This is a genomic window from Tolypothrix sp. VBCCA 56010 (genome assembly GCF_050875635.1).
Classification (GTDB): domain Bacteria; phylum Cyanobacteriota; class Cyanobacteriia; order Cyanobacteriales; family Nostocaceae; genus Hassallia.
This window is the reverse complement of record NZ_JBPAOH010000025.1, coordinates 25,598-46,085: the sequence shown is the minus strand read 5'-3', so window position 1 is coordinate 46,085 and position 20,488 is coordinate 25,598. Positions and strand designations below refer to the sequence as shown.

At 40.9% G+C, this 20,488-nt stretch carries 14 protein-coding genes; 11 read left to right on the top strand and 3 right to left on the bottom strand.

Translation table 11 applies throughout. The features are described from left to right. The first annotated feature begins 218 nt into the window (after positions 1-218). The 11 genes from hepA to AABK37_RS11300 all read left to right on the top strand — a co-directional run bounded on the left by hepA (position 219) and on the right by AABK37_RS11300 (position 14,787). A complete protein-coding gene (gene hepA / locus AABK37_RS11350; RefSeq protein ID WP_432551674.1) occupies positions 219-2,069 on the top strand; it encodes a heterocyst formation ABC transporter subunit HepA in 1,851 nt (616 codons plus the stop codon). Between the two features lie 408 nt (positions 2,070-2,477). After that, on the top strand, positions 2,478-3,899 hold the full coding sequence (locus AABK37_RS11345; RefSeq protein WP_432551673.1) for a glycosyltransferase: 1,422 nt from the start codon (positions 2,478-2,480) through the stop codon (positions 3,897-3,899). A 22-nt stretch (positions 3,900-3,921) separates the two neighbouring features. Beyond that, on the top strand, positions 3,922-5,082 hold the full coding sequence (locus tag AABK37_RS11340) for a glycosyltransferase family 4 protein (protein WP_432551672.1): 1,161 nt from the start codon (positions 3,922-3,924) through the stop codon (positions 5,080-5,082). A gap of 96 nt (positions 5,083-5,178) precedes the next feature. Then, positions 5,179-6,297: a glycosyltransferase family 4 protein gene (locus AABK37_RS11335; RefSeq protein ID WP_432551671.1), complete on the top strand. Its 1,119-nt coding sequence runs from the start codon at positions 5,179-5,181 to the stop codon at positions 6,295-6,297. A gap of 99 nt (positions 6,298-6,396) precedes the next feature. Further along, the gene (locus tag AABK37_RS11330) at positions 6,397-7,401 is read left to right on the top strand and encodes a glycosyltransferase family 2 protein (protein ID WP_432551670.1); all 1,005 of its coding nucleotides are present in this window, start codon (positions 6,397-6,399) and stop codon (positions 7,399-7,401) included. Between the two features lie 235 nt (positions 7,402-7,636). Further along, positions 7,637-8,629, top strand: coding sequence for a glycosyltransferase family 2 protein (locus tag AABK37_RS11325; protein ID WP_432551669.1), 993 nt, complete (start codon positions 7,637-7,639; stop codon positions 8,627-8,629). An 83-nt stretch (positions 8,630-8,712) separates the two neighbouring features. After that, entirely contained in the window at positions 8,713-9,930 is a 1,218-nt protein-coding gene (locus tag AABK37_RS11320; RefSeq protein WP_432551668.1) for a glycosyltransferase family 4 protein, read from the top strand. Next, positions 9,833-10,813 (top strand): glycosyltransferase, encoded by a 981-nt coding sequence (locus AABK37_RS11315; RefSeq protein WP_432551667.1) that lies wholly within the window; start codon positions 9,833-9,835, stop codon positions 10,811-10,813. Before AABK37_RS11320 ends, AABK37_RS11315 begins: the two co-directional genes overlap by 98 nt. Beyond that, the gene (locus AABK37_RS11310; protein ID WP_432551666.1) at positions 10,810-12,288 is read left to right on the top strand and encodes an O-antigen ligase domain-containing protein; all 1,479 of its coding nucleotides are present in this window, start codon (positions 10,810-10,812) and stop codon (positions 12,286-12,288) included. The genes AABK37_RS11315 and AABK37_RS11310 overlap by 4 nt, the downstream gene beginning before the upstream one ends. Next, complete coding sequence (locus AABK37_RS11305) at positions 12,285-13,430, top strand: glycosyltransferase family 4 protein (protein ID WP_432551665.1); 1,146 nt, start codon at positions 12,285-12,287, stop codon at positions 13,428-13,430. Before AABK37_RS11310 ends, AABK37_RS11305 begins: the two co-directional genes overlap by 4 nt. 457 nt (positions 13,431-13,887) lie before the next feature. Further along, positions 13,888-14,787: a class I SAM-dependent methyltransferase gene (locus tag AABK37_RS11300; RefSeq protein ID WP_432551664.1), complete on the top strand. Its 900-nt coding sequence runs from the start codon at positions 13,888-13,890 to the stop codon at positions 14,785-14,787. Positions 14,788-15,044: 257 nt separating this feature from the next. On the opposite strand, the gene AABK37_RS11295 is transcribed toward AABK37_RS11300, so the two are convergent. The 3 genes from AABK37_RS11295 to AABK37_RS11285 all read right to left on the bottom strand — a co-directional run bounded on the left by AABK37_RS11295 (position 15,045) and on the right by AABK37_RS11285 (position 20,264). Further along, complete coding sequence (locus AABK37_RS11295; protein ID WP_432551663.1) at positions 15,045-17,276, bottom strand: GumC family protein; 2,232 nt, start codon at positions 17,274-17,276, stop codon at positions 15,045-15,047. Positions 17,277-17,300: 24 nt separating this feature from the next. After that, on the bottom strand, positions 17,301-18,401 hold the full coding sequence (locus AABK37_RS11290) for a glycosyltransferase (protein WP_089130151.1): 1,101 nt from the start codon (positions 18,399-18,401) through the stop codon (positions 17,301-17,303). A gap of 549 nt (positions 18,402-18,950) precedes the next feature. After that, positions 18,951-20,264 (bottom strand): NAD(P)H-dependent oxidoreductase, encoded by a 1,314-nt coding sequence (locus tag AABK37_RS11285; protein WP_432551662.1) that lies wholly within the window; start codon positions 20,262-20,264, stop codon positions 18,951-18,953. Positions 20,265-20,488: the final 224 nt, after the last annotated feature.

Here is a 20,488-nt window from a genome sequence, read left to right as displayed (position 1 = left end):
CCATGCGGGTCGGATCGTAAAGCAAATGTGTCAAAAATTAATTGATGGCAGTTATACTGGTTGCTTCTACAAATTCGCACCCTGACATCTTTAAAGCTTTCTGTACCAATGTGCGGTAATTGATGACTTCATTTGCCGCGCTATTGCCTAAGCAAAGTTTTTGTATAGTACTGAGATCGCTTTGTCTACCTTGATAAAATCTCGTAGAAAAAATACTTATGCATCTAAAAGTTTCGCAATCATTTCGCAATTTTTTTAAGACTACCAAGTTTTGGGAGAAAAATTATTTAATCTTGCGAGAGTTTAAATACTTTCGTAAAATCCCCATTCTGGCTTTAGTTTTTTCATTTTTGGGTGCAACATTCGAGGGTTTTACTATCGGCTTTCTGTTGCAGTTTTTGCAAGGGTTAACGACTCCAAATGCCAAGCCAATTCAGACAGGAGTTGCCTGGTTTGATATCTGGGTTCTAGCTTCTAATGCATCGCCAATTCATCGTCTATACCAAATATCTATTTTAATTTTATTAAGTACCTGGATTCGGGCAGGATTCAATTATTTGGCACAGGTATACACTGAGTTAGTACAGTTACATCTGAGCGATCGCTTGCGGAGGCGAATTTTTGAACAGCTGCAATCCTTGCCACTCAGTTACTTTTCTAAAACTCGTACTGGCGAACTTCTTAATACCATTACAACAGAAATTGAGAGGATAAAGCAGTGGTTTAGTGGTGCAGCTTTTCTGCTAACCAGAGCAATGACAGCTACTGTCTACTTTATCTCAATGTTTATGCTGTCCTGGCAGCTTTCTATTATTTCATTGTTACTATTTACCTTGGTGGGAGTGGGATTGTCAACCCTGAATGCCAGAGCGCGAGAAACAAGTTTTGCAGTTTCGGCTGCTAACGGTCAATTTACTTCAACAGCAATGGAATTTATTAACGGTATTCGCACCGTGAATGCATTTGCTACTCAAGAATTTGAGCGTCGGCGCTTCCAGAAAGCTAGTGATAATGTAGTAAGTGCCTCAACGAAAGTTGTATTAACTTTTGCAATGGTGAGACCTCTGGCAGAAGGTATAGCCAGCACGATTCTCATCGGTATGATTATTTTTGCGTTTACTATTTTTGTTGTTAATGGAACACTACAAGTTGCTTCATTACTGACTTTCTTCTTTGTATTGTTTCGGATCGTGCCAATCGTCCAGGATTTTAATGGAGTCAGAGCGGGTCTTAGTACACTGCAAGGTTCAGCAGATAATATTAAAGAGCTATTGAGAACTGACAATAAACATTATTTGCAAAACGGTACAATTCAATTTGCTGGCTTAAAGCATTCCATTGACGTAGTATCTGTGGATTTTGGCTACGATCCCAGTCATCTAGTGTTGAACAATGTTACCCTTACCATTGAACAGGGAAAAACCACAGCGTTGGTAGGAGCGACCGGTGCTGGTAAAAGTACGCTGATTGATTTAATTCCCCGATTTTACGATCCTACAGAAGGTCATGTGCTAATTGATGGAGTTGATTTGCGGCAGTTTGAAATCAACTCACTGCGGAGCAAAATGGCTGTGGTAAGTCAGGATACATTTATTTTCAACACTTCTGTCTGGAATAATATTGCTTACGGTACACAAGGGGCAACTCAAGCTGAAATCAAAGAAGCAGCTCGACTAGCGAATGCACTGGAATTTATTGAAGAGATGCGAGAAGGTTTTGAAACACAACTTGGCGATCGCGGAGTTCGATTATCTGGAGGACAACGACAGCGGATTGCGATCGCTCGTGCTTTATTGCGCGATCCAGAAATTCTCATTTTGGACGAAGCAACCAGTGCCTTAGATTCTATGACCGAGCGCTTGATTCAGGAGTCTTTAGAAAAACTTTCTCTAGGTCGAACAGTAATTGCGATCGCTCACCGTCTCTCCACCATCGCTCAAGCAGATAAAGTCGTAGTACTCGAAGGAGGACGTATAGTAGAGCAAGGCAATTATCAAGAATTACTACAGCGACACGGCAAGCTTTGGGAATATCACAAAACACAATATGAAATGGGTCAAGTAGAGTAGCTACCTAACAGCTCTTTGGGCAGCCTGCCAAATCTGGAAATTGGCGATCGCATTCCTCAGTTCTCTAAAATGCAGAACCTTTATTAAACAAGGTTCTGCATTTCCCAAAATCCTCGTCCCCAAGCGAATAAATTTAAATAATACTTACTCCCCTCCCGCTCGAAGAATACCTATTTAACGAACCGCGTACTGCTAGCCTTCGGCTTCTCCAACGGAGTACGCAGAAGCCGCAGGCTAGGCACCTTCGCGCAGCGTCTCCCTTAGGAGAAGGACACGTTCGCCCTTGGCGTCTGGTGAAGGAGAAGGAAGAAGAAAAAGAAGATAGGTAATTTTGTAGCGGGAAGGGAGTAGATCGCATTCCCCAAAACAGGGTGTTATTATATTTATCAAAAATTAGTAATAATAGTTATGACAAAATCAATTTCTTCTAAAAACAATACTTATTTTACTACATCCAATGTCCCCTCGAAATCGCCACATGCTAAAACACTTTTCTGTATAGCCCATGACCTACCACCCTTGAGGGAACCGATTGCCATCAGAGCAAAAAAATTGTTAGGACAATTCCAAAAACATTGGGAAATTCATATATTAACTGGAACAGAAAATGGTTATTTGAATGAAGCCGCTAGCGTCGAATTTGTTAAAAGCTGGTATCCAAAACGTTTAATTGAATTTATCGGCAAGCTGAAACTAGATAAATTATTAATGTTCTTAATCTGGCCAGATAGCAAAATTTTTTGGTTTATTCCGGCATTAATAAAAGGGTATCAGTTAATTAAGCGGCAGAACTGTAGCGCTATTTTTGTATTTATGATGCCTTACTCAGCCGGTTTAGTAGGAATTGCCCTGAAGTGGCTTACAGGTTTGCCTTTAGTGTTGAGCTTGGATGACTCGCTCAGTTGCACTGATATGCATCCAGTTTCTGCTAGTTGGCTGCATCATCAGCTAGAACGATGGCTAGAAAATTTTTATGTGCGTCAAGCTGATGCAATAGTTTACGTTTCCCAATTTAATCTGGAACTTGTCAAAAAACGACAACCTCAATCCCAACAATCAAAGTTTCACTTGATTCGTTGCGGTGCCGATCCGTTGGATTTTTCCACCCCCGTTGATTCGGTGGTTAGCGAATCGTTCAAAATTGTTTATACTGGCGGCATGAATGGCTGGTATGACTTTTATCATCGCCCTGAAGAACACACACTACCTAAAAAACTTTACAGAGCTTGGATGAAGTTAGGCAGCTATGAAAGGATAAAAATCGATTACCGCAGTTCGAGTCCGATTTTTATTGGCAAAGCAGCGCAGCAAGCGATGTCCCAAAATCCTAACTGGGAGAACAAGATTCATGTAAAAATCTACGGAAACAGCTTCCCGGAATCTGTAGTACAAAAGGTGTTGCAAAATCAAAATCTGACAGATGTTGTTTCTGTCTTCGGTGCTTTACCCCACTCCCAAGCAATTCAAAATGCCAGACAAGCAGACCTTTTACTGATAACTTTGCCCAATCGAACAGATGGATCTTCTGGAGGACGGATTTCATGTAAAACTTACGAATATCTGATGAGCGATCGCCCAATTTTAGCAGCAGTACCTAAAGGTGAAAACTGGGATTATTTAAAGGATAAACCAGGAGTTTGGCTAGTTGAACCAACAGATACAGAAGCAATGGCTCAAGTAATTGCCCAAGTAGCCGCAGCAAAATTTTCAGGTAGTCCCCTGACATTCGATCGAACTGCTCTCCAACAAGAACTTAGCTACATAAACTTAGTTGAAAATTATTTCCAAATTTTAGACAAAGTTTGCTCAAATTCAACCGTTACTAACTAACTGACAATGTAAAAAGTTAATCATGAAAGTTATTCTCACTTGCAACACAGGCTTAGGTACAGGAGGACAGGGAGTTTGTTTAGCAAATGCAGCAGCAGGTTTTAGCGAACTAGCAGATTTAACTGTAATTTGTGCAGATGTTAAAATACCTCAAACCGATTTCTCAGTTTATCCCGTCGGTTATTCTGCATCGAGCAGACGATTACTTGCTACACCGTTGCTGCGTCGTCGCAATGATTGGGCTGTACTGTTGAGCGATTTATATTTTGACAAACAAGTAAGCAAAAAATTACAACTCCTTCCCTGCGATTTAATTATGGGGGTAGCAGGTCAAACTCATCTAGCTTTTAAAACAGCTAAAGCAAAAGGTGCGAAGGCTTGGCTATATTGCCTCAATAATTATCTCCCCTTCATGCAGGAACAAATTCAGCAAGAACTACAGTTTCTTGGAGAATCTACTGTAGCAACCATGAATCCAAAGATGCTGCAACGATTTTCACAGGAGTGCAAACAAGCTGATTTAATCGTCGTTCTTTCAAAGGTTGCCAAACAAACATTTATTGATGCAGGGTTTCCGGCAGATAAGATTGCTGTTCTTCCTCCATTTATTAATACTGAAAGGTTTTATCCCTCTCCTAAAACGGACTCAACTTTTCGCGCACTTTATGTAGGTACTATTGAACCGCGTAAAGGTGTTCAGTATTTAATTCCTGCCTTTTTGCAAGCTAAAATACCTAATTCTGAATTGTTATTAGTTGGAGGTACATCGACTCGTAAAATGCGACTTTTAGTAGAGAAAACACTAAGTCAAAATTCTCATATTAAACAAGAGTTTTGGAATTTTAATAGCCAAGATCCCCAACAAGTCTTTAGTCGGTGTTCAGTATTCATTTTGCCTTCTGTTGAAGATGGTTTTGGATTGGTAGCACTCGAAGCAATGGCGTGCGGACTTCCTGTAATTGTCACTTCTCATTGCGGTGCTGCTGACTTGATTGAAGATGGCGTTAATGGATTTATTGTACCACCCAGAGACGAAAAAGCTATTAGCGAAAAACTAGATTTTTTAGCTACTAACGAATCGATTCGCATACAAATGAGTAAAGCAGCGAGAAATACTGCCGTTACATATACCCAGGAACTTTACAAACAGAATTTATGTCAAATATTTGACAATTATTTATAGCTAGTCCAAAAAAGTAAGTTTTAGTGAAAACTAAGGGAATATAAGTGCTTAAAAGTGATGGTATTAACTAATAGTGCGGAGCCAAACAAAAAAAAATTGAGCCAGGAAAATTTTGAGAAAAATCTAATTTATCAATGCTCTAGTTTTCATGTAGGTGGCAAAGGAGGAGCAGAAACTTATTTAACTTCTCTGATGAATTATCAGATACCTGGTGTGAGCGATCGCGTAATTAAAGAATTAAAAAATGTTGACCAAAGTCAGTTAAAATTGCTCCACCTACATAGTCCAGATTTACTATTAGATGTTACAGGTGAATGTCCCGTTATATTTACAGTTCACAATCACTCTTTCTACTGTCCAAGTGGCACAAAATATTTAGCAGAACAAAACACTATTTGTCAGCGTAACTTCTCTTATTTAGGATGTACCTGGGGCAAGCTAATAGACAAATGTGGTAGCCGCAAACCGTCAAGAGTTATTGATGAATTTAAAGAAACTCAGCGTCTACAAAATATTTTAAAAAAAATAAAAGTTACTTTCATTGCTAATAGTGACTATGTAAGGCAAGAGTTAATTAAAAATGGTGTCCCAACCGAACAAACTGTAACTCTGCGGTGTGGTATACCCATTCCGCAAACTGCCACTACACCGCTAACTTTAGAAACACATAAAAATCAGAGAATGTTGTTTGTCGGACGCATTGTTCCTGATAAAGGACTAGAATGGTTGCTGAAAAGTTTAGTACATACAAATCCGCGAATTCAGCTTGATATTGCAGGTGAAGGATGGGATAGACCCCGCTTGGAAAGGTTAGCTGAAAAACTCGGATTAACTAACCGTATCGTTTGGCATGGCTGGTGTGATAGTGACAAATTAAATAGACTGTATCAAGAATGTTTGACGGTAATTTTTCCGAGTGTCTGGCCCGAGCCTGCTGGTCTTGTAACTCTTGAAGCTTATGCTCGTTATCGACCTGTAATTGCAAGTGCAGTAGGAGGTATACCAGAGCATTTACAAGATGGAAAAACAGGTATTCTTGTGACAGCAAATGATATTAAAAAGCTTTCCGATGCAATTACTGATTTATCTACAAATTATCAAAAGTGCGTTTGTCTAGGCGAACAAGGTCATGCTTTGTTTATGAAAGAATTTACAATGGATGTTCATGTAAAGCATCTGCAAAAAATTTATGAAAATACTATATTAGAGTTATGATTTGACTTAATTTAATTAGAATATAGTGCTTTGGTATGTACCAAAAGACTTCATTATTAAGTGTATTGCTTTGACTAATTAAAAAATAGTAGGTAAAACATGTTACATAATACCGAAAATTATCAGCCTTTAGTCAGTGTTATTATCCCAACATATAATCGTCCAGAATATCTTAAGCAAGCGATCGCTAGTGCAGTTCAACAAACTTATCAAAATATTGAAATCATTGTTTGTGATAACTGTAGCAGCGTAAATCCCCAACCAATAGTTGATGCTTTTAGTGATTCACGAATTCGCTTTTGGCGAAATTCTGAAAACTTAGGAATGGTCGCTAATATTATCAACGGCTTTAAAATGGCACGAGGAAAATATGTTGCCAGTCTCCACGACGATGATATCTGGGAAAAGGATTTTTTAGAAAAGCTTGTTCCTCCTCTAGAAGCTGATTCTAATTTGGCTTTAGCTTTTTGCGATCACTACATGATGAAAGCTGATAGCGAAATAGATTATGCTCACACAGAATATTGTTCGCAGGTATTTAAAAGGGACAATTTAAAAGAAGGTGTTTACCAACCTTTTTATGAGCAGGGAATAGTAGATATGTCTGTAGCAAGTGTTGTTGCTGCCGTTATTCGTAAAGATGTTGTGGACTGGGATGCATTTCCAGTTGAGGCTGGGGGTTGCTACGATTTGTATCTAAACTATCTCTGCTGCCGTTCTGCAAAAGGAGCTTACTATTATCCAGACAAACTGGCGCGATTTCGCACACACGCGCAATCGGATACAAGGACTGACGATGCACAAGTGAGAATTCGCAAAGCAAATAATCAGATATTTTGCTACGAGCAATTTATCAAAGATGCAAGGTTACATGAATTGCATCCATATTTTCACCGCAGATTGTTAGAAGCAAGATACAGTTTGGGGATGAGTTTGCTGCAAGCTAAACAACCAATAGCTGCACGATCTCATTTTTGGCATGTGATAAAGAATAAAAAACGGAGTCTAAGAAGCATGGGGGCAATGTTATTAACTTTTATGCCACAGTCATTTACAAATCGAGCGCTAGATACAAATAAAATTGAATTATTTGTTTCTAAATAAGTTGAATTAATTTAGATTAATTGCATTTTAATTATGAACAATTGCTGCAATGATTTAATTTTTAATTGTAAAAATAAATTATTAAACGGAAAAAACGTTAAAAGCGATAGGGATAAATTATTTATCAGAAAATAAAGTAAAAAAATAAATTTATCACATAAATGCAAAATAGGTCGATTGGGTGCAGAATAATAAATTCAATACTGTTTTTAGCAAGAAAAGACCGGGAGGAAATATGTTAAAAAATGACGAATGCCAACAACCTTTAGTTAGCGTTATTATTCCTACCTATAATCGACCAAATTATCTGAAGCAAGCAGTTGCTAGTGCTATTAAACAAAGTTACCAAAATATTGAAATTATTATTTCTGATAATTGTAGTACGGATAATACGCAAGCAATAGTTGAATCTTTTGATGATTCACGCATTCGATATTGGAGACAACCGGAAAATAAAGGCATGTTTGCTAATCAAATGCACGCATTCAAAATGGCACGAGGAAAATACGTTGCTAGTCTCCACGACGATGATATCTGGAACGAAGACTTTTTAGAAAAGCTTATTCCGCCGTTAGAAGAACATCCAGATTTAATTTTAGCTTTTTGCGATCAATATATTATAGATGCAAATGGCGTAATTGATTATGCTGGTACCCAAGGAAATACACGCAGTTATAAACGTGACCAGCTTGCACAAGGAGTTCATCAAAATTTAGTCAAAATCGGGTTAGTAGATAAAAGTATACCCACTGCCGCAGCTTGTGTGATTCGCAATGATTTTGTTGATTGGGATAGTATTCCTCCTGAAGTTGGCGGTATGTGGGATATATATTTAACATACATCTGCTGTATTTCTGGTCATGGAACTTATTATTATCCAGAACGACTAACTCGTTATCGTGCTCATGAGCAAACTGATACTATGCAAAGTGGTAGTCGAAATGCTCAAGCAAAAATCCGGAAAGCACAAAATGAAATATTTTGTTATAAGCGGTTTATGGAAGATGAGAGACTAAAAGAGTTTAAGTCATACTTTAAGCAAAAATGGTTAGAAGCTAATACAACTTTGGCTATTGGTTTGATGCGAACTAAACAGGTAGCAGAAGCACGTTCTTATCTTTGGTGTGCAATTAACGAACAAAAGTTTAACTTGCGAACTATAGCAGCACTTACTCTTAGCTTTACTCCGCAACGTTTAGCCAATCAATTATTAGGAGGAGCGAAATAATTAAGTTGATTAGAGTTATAAATTTCTAACTTGGTGAAAAAAGAACTGCACGGTCATCAATTAATTTTAAAGGAAGGTGGTTTGTGAAACTTTGTATTGTTACGCCATATGTGATTAAAGGTGATGGTCAAGGTCGGGCAAACTATGAGATTGTCTGGGAAGCGATTCGTCGCGGACACCACGTCACTTTAGTAGCAAGAAAAGTAGCTCCAGAACTACAGGAAAACAGCCAGGTTAATTGGGTTTATTTTCCCGTCGAAAATTTTCCAACGCAACTTGTGCGGGAAATGATGTTTTCTCGGCACAGCGCTGCTTGGTTGCGTAAACATCGCCATGAATTTGATTTAGTACAAGTGTACGGTGCGATTACTTCGGAGAAAGGAGATGTAAATACATCGCAGTTTGTACACACTTCTTGGTTGCGATCGCCTGTACATACATCACGAGTAAACCGCAATATTTATGGTGTTTACCATTGGCTCTACACAAATTTAAACAGCTATTGGGAAAAAAAGGCATTTCGTCAAGCGAAAGTGTCGGTGGCAGTATCTGAGAAAATCAAAAATGAATTGGTAGAAGACGTTGGAATCGAAAGCGATCGCATTCGCGTGATTTTGAATGGTGTGGATGTGGAAGAGTTTGTTCCAGGTGCTACAGATCGGCAAAAATTTGGTCTACCAGAAGATGTAACTCTAGCGCTTTTCGCCGGCGATATCCGTACCAATCGCAAGAACTTAGATACAGTATTACATGCCTTAGTACAAGTTCCGGAGGTACACTTAGCAGTTGTCGGTGATACCGCCGGTAGTCCTTATCCTCAGCTTGCAGCATCGCTATCCTTAAGTGAGCGAGTACACTTTTTGGGATTTCGGCGCGACATTGCCCAAATTATGCAAACGGCGGATTTATTCGTATTTCCGTCACGTTACGAAGCTTGCACCCTAGTTATGATGGAAGCAATGGCATCAGGACTACCTGTAATTACCGCAACCACAGCAGGGGGTGCAGAAATAGTCACACCAGATTGTGGATTTGTTTTGGCAGACTCCGATGATACCAACGCTTTGGCGCAGGCACTGAGTATTTTAAAAAGCGATCGCCATCTCCGGCAAAAAATGGGTCAAGCTGCCCGCACCATAGCAGAACAAAATACTTGGACTAGTAAAGCTCAAAGCTATGTCGATTTATTTGAGGAGTTAGTAAATGACCAGTATCACCGTTCTCATACCCACCTATCGCCGACCTCTAGACCTGATGCGTTGCCTGGAAGCGCTGAAAAAGCAAACTCGGCAAGCAGATGAAGTATTGGTGACGGTGCGTGATATTGATGCGGAAACTTGGACATTTTTGCAAACCTTTAACTCTGATTCGCTGCCACTACGCACCGTAACCGTGAAAGTTCCGGGAGTAGTAGCAGCGATGAATGCAGGTTTGGATGTAGCGCAGGGAGATATCGTTGCCACAACCGACGACGATGCGGCACCACACGCTGATTGGCTGCAACGTATCGAAGCTTACTTTTTGTCAGATAGCAGCATCGGTGCTGTGGGTGGACGCGACTGGCAGTACATAGGTACTCAAATCAAAGAAGTAGGCGATCGCTTCTGTGTCGGTCGGGTACAGTGGTTTGGACGGGTGATTGGCAATCATCACTTGGGTGTGGGACCAGCTCGCGAGGTAGACGTACTCAAGGGAGTGAATATGAGTTTTCGCTTTTGCGCCCTGAAAAAAGTGCGCTATGATGAGCGGATGCTAGGTACTGGTGCCCAAGTACATTTTGAATTGGCATTCACCCTGCCGTTGAGACGAGCGGGGTGGAAAATTATTTTCGATCCGTTGGTCGCAGTGGATCACTATCCCGCACAGCGTTTTGATGAAGATCAGCGAGATAACTTTAATGATATCGCTTGGAGCAATGCCGTACATAATGAAACTTTAGCTTTATTAGAATACTTTTCCTCAGTGCAACGCATTGTATTTGTGGTTTGGGCAATATTAATCGGTACGCGAGAAGCGATCGGTTTTGTACAGTGGTTGCGATTGCTACCCAGTGAAGGAAAATTGGCATCTAAGAAGTGGCTGGCATCTCTACGGGGACGAATTCAGGGTTGGCAGACATGGCAACAGCACTATAATTTGAAAAACTTCTCAACAAATTACCTGCACCCTGGAGATGTACAGTGACTTCCAAGCAGATACTTTTTAATACTTTTTTGAAAAAAAATTATTCTCCAGAAGAGCGATCGCTACAAGGTTGGATAGTAATTTTTGGCTTTTTACTGATTTGTTTAGCGTGCTACGTTGGTCCTACTGCCAGTCTGCGCTTAATCTATCCAATAGCAGCTTTTGTAACAGCCATATTCCTCTATTTGCGGCATCCGATTCTCTATCTAGGCTTTACGTGGTGGATGTGGTTTCTCTCGGCGTTATTTACCCGCTTAGTTGACCTTCAAGTTGGCTGGGACTTTACTCGTCAGATGCTCGTAGCACCTTATTTAGTGGTGTTCGTTTCCATAGCCACCTTATTCCGTTACCTTCCTAGTGCCTATCGTCTAGGTGGCTTACCTTTTATTTTGGCTTTTGCCGGGGTGTTCTATGGCTTTCTCATTGGACTGGTTCACAACCAACCGGTTCCGGTGGCACGCAGCCTTCTGGACTGGTTGAGTCCCCTCCTCTTCGGTTTTCACTTATTTATTAACTGGCGAGATTATCCTAGTTATCGCCAAAACATTCAGCGCACATTTCTTTGGTGCGTATTAATTTTAGGAGTTTACGGTATATATCAATTCGTGGTAGCTCCGGAGTGGGACAGGTACTGGCTCGTCAAATCACTACAGACTAGCAGTTCTGGAAACCCTGAACCTTTTGGAATGCGCGTCTGGAGTACAATGCACTCAATTGGTCCGTTTGGTGCGACAATGCAGGCTGGTTTGCTGTTATTGTTCACCAGATCGGGACCTTTAATTTTTCCTGCCTCAGCAGCTGGCTACTTGTCGTTTCTACTTGCACAAACACGTACCAATTGGGGGGGCTGGTTATTCGGAATGATTATGATTATGGGTTCGGTAAAAGCGCGGATTCAAATGCGCTTAATTACCATAATTTTGGTGATGATAGTGTGTGTTGCGCCATTGCTGACTATTGAGCCAATTTCTTCTGTTGTATCAAAACGTGTTGAAACTTTTGTCAATCTTCAAGAAGATGGCAGCTTTCGGGATAGATCGAGCAGCTATGACAGAAACCTGAGTATAGCCCTTTCTAACACTTTGGGTAATGGATTTGGAAATACTTGGAAAGTCAACGAAAAAACTGGTCAAATAGAAGTGATTGTCCTTGACAGCGGCATTTTAGATATGTTTTTCACCCTGGGCTGGTTTGGAGCCATCCCTTATCTGGGTGGGCTAATCTTGATGATTTATCAAGTTTTCAAATATACAGAGTCCCGTTTCGACAGTTTTGTGAGTGCTGCCCGCGCCATTGGTTTTACTGCCTTTGCCCAGTTAATTATTGGTAGCGGAATGCTAAGTATAGCAGGGATGATTCTTTGGGGATTTTTGGCTATGGCTATGGCAGCGCATAAGTACTATCAGCATCAAGGAATTACTACGCCAAATCAATCTCAAGGCATGACTGTACTTAATCAGAGGTCAATTACATGAAAGTTGCTATCCTAATGCCACTGGCTGAACAACGCGGCGGAAGTGAAATGACTTTCTGGGACTTGCTGCAACAAGGACGACATGCGGATGTCGAATGGTTGGTAATTTTCAGTGAAGACGGTCCTTTGGTAGAGCAAGTGCGATCGCTTGGTATTTCCGCTATAGTTGTGCTTGGTAGTCGCGTGCGCGAATTGCACCGTTTAGTCGCCACCGCAGCCAAGATAGCTTCTATAATCAAGCGCGAAGGTGTAGATGTTATCGTCAGCTGGATGTGGCTATCCCACCTCACAGGAGGGCTGGCAGCGCTGCTGGCTGGCATACCTGCACTGTGGTATCAGCAGGAAATTCCAGATAATAAAAGCTTTTTAAAGCGCATGGTCAATTTGATGCCAGCGCGTGGTGTAGTCACAATTACTAAAGCTATTCAAGAGGCGCAGTCAAAAATTTTACCGAAAACCCCAGTATATTTAGTGCATCCAGGGGTGGCGCTAGACCGTTTCGATCCGGCTGTTCTGCCAACTCCAGCCACGATGCGCTCAAAGCTGGGTTTGCCGTTGGATGGACCTTTAATTGGAATTGTCGGGCGATTGCAACGCTGGAAGGGAATGCACGTTGTTGTGGAGGCAATGCCGAAAGTCTTGCAGAAGTATCCCGATGCCCATTGTGTGGTAATTGGGGGTAAGCATGATTTGGAACCGGATTATGGGGAGTTTTTAAAAGAGAAAATAACAGCGTTGGACTTAAGCGATCGCGTTCTGGCAGTCGGGCTACAACGCAATGTCCCAGAATGGATGCAAGCAATGGACGTATTTGTTCATGCTTCTGATAACGAACCGTTTGGTTTGGTGGTTATCGAGGCAATGGCGTTAGGCAAACCCGTGATTGCTGGCAATGCTGGCGGACCGACTGAGATAATTACCGACGGCTTAAATGGGCTGTTAACGCCTTATGGTGATGCAGATGCATTAGCGATCGCAATTCTCCGTTATCTTGACGACCAAGAATTTGCCCGTAATGCCGCAGTCGCAGCGCGACAACGTGCCCTCGATTTTTCTACCCAACGTTACGCCCAAAACTTTATAAATGCCCTTCACTCTGCGGTGTCAAATGTTTCTGAAGTTAATGCTTTGCCTTTAACTTAAACAAAAAACAAGGCATATTTGCAGGCGTTAATCCATCGGTGTGAGGTTTGAAGTCAGAAGATCGATGTGAATTTATTCAAACTTCAAACCTCTACCCACGGGGGTTCAAAACCCCAACGCCTATGCGTTGCTCGTTTTAGGTTGGGGTCAGAATACCAATACTTAAACCAAACTTCTTCCTTCTTCCTTCTTTCTTCTTCCTTCGTTCAAAAACAAATTAGACGTGAGAAAAGTCTTTCAAATAAATTCGCCACGTCTATTTTCTGTGCGCGTTTCCATATCTTATTTACCGCGAATGAATGTGCTATTGAAAAATTTATAATTCATAATTTATAATTCATAATTATGTTAACCATGTGGATTTAAAGCCCCGATGTAACAGGAAAGCTTATAGGAGGCAGGGGAATTAAACCCTTTTTAATTATGAATTATGAATTAATAATTATTAATTACGTTAATGCATTTTTTCATAAATATTAATAATAAGGTCAAAAAATATACGGTAGTATATATATATATATTAACTAATGGAGACGCTGATATGCTTACTGTGCGTAACAACAATTTTCGCGAACATGAAGGAATTTTATATTATTTAAACGACGCTATTCTTACAGAAAGCGATCAAAAAGAAATTGTAGCCCATAAGAATTTTGAGGAATTTAGAGCAGTTCAGAGTCATAAAGGAAATGACATATTCGATGCGATCGCCTTCAGATCGCCTTCTATTAATACCTTTAGCAAACTTATGTCGCGGCTGCAACTGTCTGGGAATGAAACTGTATTGGAAATGGGAGGTGGCTTCTGTTGGGCAAGTGCCTTAATTAAAAGAGAGTATCCAAATACCTATGTAGTTGGCAGCGACCTGATACTTTCAAATTTGCAATATACAGAAAAATTTGAAAAAATTTTGAATACCCACCTTGATGAGAAGTGGGTTTTTCACTGCTGTGAACTTCCATTTGAGGCAGAGCAATTTGATAGGATTTTCGCCTTTGAAGCATTTCATCACTTCGGCGAAAAAAATGATTTTAGTAAAACTCTTAATGAAATGATAAGGGTGCTAAAACCTCAAGGAAAAATTATATTGCTCCACGAACCAACATCACCCAAGTATTTGTATAACTGGGCTTATAAGCGAGTAAACAGCAATCCTTATGCTGAAGAAGATGTATTGGTACTCTCAAAAATCAAACAGTATGTAACTTCTCAAAAATGCAATTTTTCTGTAGAATTTTATCCAGATTATGAACATCGTGGATTTACAGAATCAATATATTATTACACTCTCTCAAAGCTAGGCATACTACAAAAGTTGCTTCCTTGCAGTGTCAACATATTTATAGAAAAGAATTAAGCGGCAGTAGGGTGGTGTTGTCCAACGCAACGCACCATCAACGATCTTTGGTGCGTTAGGACGTTACGTCCATAACGCACCCTACTAGCGTGACTGCAAAAGTTGCTTCCTTGCAGTGTCAATATATTTATAGAAAAGAATTAAGCGGCAGTAGGATGGTGTTGTCCAACGCAACGCACCATCAACGATCTTTGGTGCGTTAGATCGCTTGGGAATGTCGCTTATATTCAGCAAAACGCCCGCTTGCAAATATCTACCTATTTTTCCACAGTTCCTTTCAACGCCAATCGTTGTGGCTTTACATAGGGTACATACGTACTGCTAGAATTAGATACTCCATTTGCGACAACCCCAACCAAGTTTAACTTGCTCAACATCGTTGTAGCCTGTGCCAGTTGAGTTCGAGTTACCCTACCGATACTTGCCACCATGACCACGCTGCGACAAGATGATGCTGTGAGTAGAGCATCCACCATGCCCAAAACCGGAGAAGCATCAATGAGTACTAAATCGTAGTTTTCCTCAAATGCTTTCATCAATTGCGTCATGCGCGGGGAACTCAATAAATTAGCTGGATCGCCTGGTGCAGGTCCTGCGGTCAAAATATCAATGTAAGATGAACCTGAAGATTGAATACTAATTTGGTTGGGTAGAGCAACATCACTTGACAGCAGAGATGAAAGCCCCTGTTCATTTGGCAGATTGAGTTGTTTGTGCAGGCTGGGATCGCGTAAGTTTGCATCAATTAGCAATACTCTTTTGTGTAAACGGGCAGCACTCATCGCTAGACCCAACGCTAATGCGGACTTACCCTCATCCGGCAAAGCCGAAGTGATCATCAAAGATTTGAACGTAGCAACAGTATTTACCAGTTCAATATTTTTATAAATCAAATCCAGCGATTCCCAACGCGGTGGAGATTGCAGTACCTGAATTGTCCAGGGAGCTAGTACTTCTGGCTTGCCAAAAGGCAACTTGATCACTGATTCTCTGGGTTTGGCTGGGGGCAACTTAGGAGTAGTTCCCAACAACGGCAAGGCAACCTGCTTCTCCAACTCAGCAGTAGTATGAACAGAATCATCACCGGCTTCCCGGACAAAGGCAGCAATTCCTCCCAACATTAACCCTACCACTGCACCTAGTAGAAGGTTTTGCTGAAGGTTGGGACCCATCTGTTGACCTTTTTGGGGTGGTTCCAAAATTTGCCAATTAAATCCACCCTTGTCAAGTTCCTGCCGCAATTCCTGCTCAGATTTCAAAAGGTTTTGCAACGTTTCACGGCTAAGTTGTATCTGCGGTTGTAAGCGATTGTACTCAGCCAACAAAGCTGGGTATCGTTTGAGCTGTTCGCGCAATTGAATCTCTTTTGGTGCCAGAGTTTGATCGCGAGCACTTAAAGCAACTATATTTGTTTGTGTTTCTGCTAGCTGACCGGCAAGGTTGAGGTCAATTTGACCAAGCTGTCCTTGTTGTAATAAAGTATCTCCAACAGCCTTAACAGTAGCACTGCTACCCCCTAAAGTCCGTCCTACCTCTTGTTGCAATAATTGCTTCTGGCTTTGAAGCTGTTCTATCAGTTTTTGTACGCTGGGAGTCTCATCTGTGAAACGCAAGCGTTCCTGTGCTAAAGCCAGTTCGGTTTTTTGGATTTCGTTAAGTAACCCTTGGTAGCGAGTAGACTGACTCAGACGAGAAGCAACTAAAGCGTTTTGTGGAGTACGCTTTAGTTGTTCTTCCAAAGATTTTTGCCGAGCCAAAGTTTCCTCATACAGAGAACGGGTTTCGCGTCGTACCTGGACAATTCTGTTCAAATCGTCTTCTAGAGTTTTTGCCTGTTGTTCTGGGTCAATAAAATTCTTAGTACTGCGGAACTGTTGTAGTTTTCTCTCAGATTCTGTCAAATCATCACGTACCGTTTTTAACTGTTCTCTGACATTTTTCAGACCCTTTCTTAAACGCTCATCTTGCTGTTTGATGTTGTATTCTAGATAAACTTTCTGAATTGCATCTAGAACTTTTTGTGTCTTTTCTGGACTTGTGCTAGTGTAGTTTGCTTCAAATATTTTAGTAGCAACATTATCTTCTTTTGTTCTTAATTGCTCCAAAAGTAAAGAGCCTTTAATTTCACCTACAGTTATATCTGGATACTCTGGCTTAAGTTTATCAACCGCTCTTTGAATAAGTCCAGAACTCTTCATCACGTTCAGCTGGGTTGCAACGTCTATCTGAACACTAGACTCGGTAAACTTATTTTCTGCTCCAGCTCCTTCTGGTTTACCCTGATAGTTAGGTTCTATCTGCAACTGCATCGTGCTTTTGTAGGTAGGCTGTGTTTTAGAAGTTAAATAACCTGCAACACCTACCGAAGCAATAAATACTGCTAAAAACCAAGGAAATCTCCGGATTAAAACTGCAAACAGTTGTCCGTAACCCGGTTCTGTTTCAGCAATTGGATTTACATTGGGATTTAGACTACTAGTTTGAATCACGTTTACTATCCCTTAGCTAACAGTTTAAATGAATGATGGATGTAGGCTACAAGTTTGGTCAATAACTTGCTCTACTTGATTAAAAAATGCCTCTTCCGAAAAATGTGTCACAGCATGATTGCGGATGTCGGCATAATCCCAATTGATTTCCCTGGCTTCTAGTAGTGCGGTTTGTAGAGATTCGGGTGTTTGTCTCTTAAAAAAGACTCCTGTCTTTCCAGGTACCTGAGTATCTAATACCCCACCTGCTCCATAAGCTATGACTGGTGTTCCACTAGCATTAGCCTCTACTGGAACTAATCCGTAATCTTCTAAAGCTGCCACTATAACAGATGTAGCTCTAGAAAACAACTGAGTGCGTCGTGCATCAGTTACATGTCCCAAAAACTCAATATTATCTAATGCTTTGGATTTTAACCGTTCTTGTTCTGGACCGTTGCCTGATATTAATAACCGCCACCCCAGCCAATTAAAAGCTTCAACTATTATATCAAGGCGCTTATAGCTGATCATCCGGGCTGAGGCTAGATAATATTCATCTTTTATATCTGAATAAATAAACTTTTTTGTATCAATTGGGTAATTAATTACAATAGCTTTTTTGTTGTAAATTTTTTGAATGCGACGAGCTACAATACTCGAATTAGCAATGTAAAGATCAGGTTCTTGTGCATAAGTCAGGTCTACCTTTCTCATGACATCAAAGACTTGTTCGATTAAAGGTGCAAAATATCGATAGTCTCCATACTCGCGTAAATAAGTTTCTGTATCCCACAAGAAACGGGTAACATTATGACAAAAGCAAATGTGGCGGGAATTTGGGTTTTTTCTGACTGCTTTGGCGAAGCTGGTACTACTACTGATGATGAGATCGTAGTCTTGCAGGTCTAAGGCTCGAAAGGCAGGAAAATAAAAAGGAGCCATTAAACGGAAATACTTAGCTGCACCTGGAATGCTTTGCAAGAAAGTTGTGTTAACTATACGATCGCCTAAATCAATCGTTTGTTGGCGATCGTACAAAGATGTGAAAATGTCAGCTTCTGGGTATCGCTTACACAGCAATTCAAAGACGCGCTCTGCCCCACCGCGCTGGGTTAAGTAATCATGGACTAGAGCAATTTTCATAAATTTTCCCTGAAGTTGATATGAAGTTTATTTAAATGCTCGGCAGTTGGTTCCTTAAAATAATTTTATTATTTATCAGTAGAACTTACTATGCTATATCTATTTCTTCATAATAATATTTCCAAAAAGCATTTTTACTTTATGAAAAAAACAATTATCTATATGTAGTAATGCCCATGAAGGTGGGTGTGACGGGAGGTTGGGGGTAGGTGGGGAACCCCATAAAGACCCCGTCCTTAAGGACACCAAACTCATTTTTTGGGGTTTCAAGCGCCTGTACCCTTATTCAGGAGTGCTTGTGCATTGAGGAATAATTTTTTTTTCAGAAATAAATTAAGTTGCTCTGTCCCTTTTCCCCCCTGCCCTAATACCACCTACCATCTACTACCTACCTCTAGGTCAGGTCAGAATGACAGTAGTGAACGTTGTATTTATCATATTGGCATCCCAGGTAATTGATAAACTTCTACTGATTTTTATCGCAGATTGTTGACAATTCCGATCGCCTTACATAAATACTTGTCACTACTGTCACTTCAATTCAAGATATTACCCGACTGCTGCCAGGGTTTTTCCAGTAGCGAAGTAAGCATTTTGCTCTGCTCGCAGTTTATCGCCAAGTCTGCCTGATGGCAATTCTACATCATCGTAAGTGAGAACTTGATCCTTCGCAATATCTCGTTTCAGGCGACATCCTTCGGCTAAACCAATTGGTAAGAGGTTTTGCTCTTGGACGATGTTGGAACTCTCACATTGACCGTAGGTCATGTAGTAGCCAATGCCATCCAGAGTTTCTCCGGACTTTAAGTCAATTTTCGCGGTGGTGACTACATCCACAAGCGGACCGGCAATTGGAGACATCACAGCATCTTGGAACAAGACAGCACGCGCAACCGATAGTGGAACTTCAAAATGACAGAGGTGATAAGGAGTATAGAAGCTGTAGAGAGGACCTTCACCTAATTTGTACAAGTTGAGGTAGTGACGTTGCTTGGGATCGTCGTGAGTAGCAAACACAAACACACCCGGACCTGGTTTTGCTCCAACTACATAATCGACGATACCACCCAATTCTTTAAGCTGTTCAACATCATACATGTTGGTCATTTCATCGACATGACCTGCAAAGTCATATCCCAACATTCCCCGCTTGGCAATTGTCATTCCTGTAGCGTTGGCAACGATCGCTTGCTCGAAGGAAATTTTTGTGCCATCTGCAAAACTAGTTACCATGTGAGCCTTTTGACCCCAACGTTTGGCAAATGCTTCTTGTGTGGTCGGGTTGCGATAAGGGTCTTGCAGTCCTTTGATATTACCGCACAATAAAGGAGTTAAACCAATACTTTTGACGAAGCGGTAAAGGTTCATTTCCACTCCTGGCTGATCCCCGTCGCAAGCGCTGAGAATAACGCCTGCTTTATCGGCGTATACTTTTAAGATTGGACCAATCGTCCCATCAAGTTCGGCGTTCATCATAATTACGTGCTTGCGATGGGCGATCGCTTCCATCACCACCTGAGCGCCAAATTCCACTGCCCCTGTGACTTCAATTAAAGCATCGATGCCTTCAGCTTGGCACAGCAACATCGCATCTTCGGTGACTGCATACTCACCACGGGCGATCGCGTCTTCTAATTCAGTTACAGTCGAAACTACTTGAACATTCTCAATTCCAGCTTCCGAATAAGCTCGCTTGGCTGCATCAATTTGACGGTTGAAGATAGCAACTAACTCCATACCTGGAACTGAATTAGCAATTTGATTGGCAATTCCTCGACCCATGAAGCCAGCACCAATCATGGCTACTTTAACCGGTTTGCCTGCCTCGGCGCGTGCTTGTAATGCGCGATCTACAATAATCATTGATTAAACTCCTTGCATCAGATCGTGTTTATTGTTAGCGATTTTTTCGCAAGTTGTTTTTCTTAAAGGGAAACAACCTTAAACCCCGAAAATCTAATCGATGCGAACTTTTATTTTTTTAAGAAAAAATAAAGAGTACCGCTAACACCGCCAAGAAAGATACTTGGAATTTGCACCTCTAATAAAATTAATCAATTTGACTAAGTATTAATGAGGTGCATTGT

Coding starts and splice junctions, on each gene's coding strand:
- hepA (WP_432551674.1), top strand. CDS start 219: ATGCATCTAAAAGTTTCGCAATCATTTCGCAATTTTTTTAAGACTACC.
- AABK37_RS11345 (WP_432551673.1), top strand. CDS start 2,478: ATGACAAAATCAATTTCTTCTAAAAACAATACTTATTTTACTACATCC.
- AABK37_RS11340 (WP_432551672.1), top strand. CDS start 3,922: ATGAAAGTTATTCTCACTTGCAACACAGGCTTAGGTACAGGAGGACAG.
- AABK37_RS11330 (WP_432551670.1), top strand. CDS start 6,397: ATGTTACATAATACCGAAAATTATCAGCCTTTAGTCAGTGTTATTATC.
- AABK37_RS11325 (WP_432551669.1), top strand. CDS start 7,637: ATGTTAAAAAATGACGAATGCCAACAACCTTTAGTTAGCGTTATTATT.
- AABK37_RS11315 (WP_432551667.1), top strand. CDS start 9,833: ATGACCAGTATCACCGTTCTCATACCCACCTATCGCCGACCTCTAGAC.
- AABK37_RS11305 (WP_432551665.1), top strand. CDS start 12,285: ATGAAAGTTGCTATCCTAATGCCACTGGCTGAACAACGCGGCGGAAGT.
- AABK37_RS11300 (WP_432551664.1), top strand. CDS start 13,888: ATGCATTTTTTCATAAATATTAATAATAAGGTCAAAAAATATACGGTA.
- AABK37_RS11290 (WP_089130151.1), bottom strand. CDS start 18,401: ATGAAAATTGCTCTAGTCCATGATTACTTAACCCAGCGCGGTGGGGCA.
- AABK37_RS11285 (WP_432551662.1), bottom strand. CDS start 20,264: ATGATTATTGTAGATCGCGCATTACAAGCACGCGCCGAGGCAGGCAAA.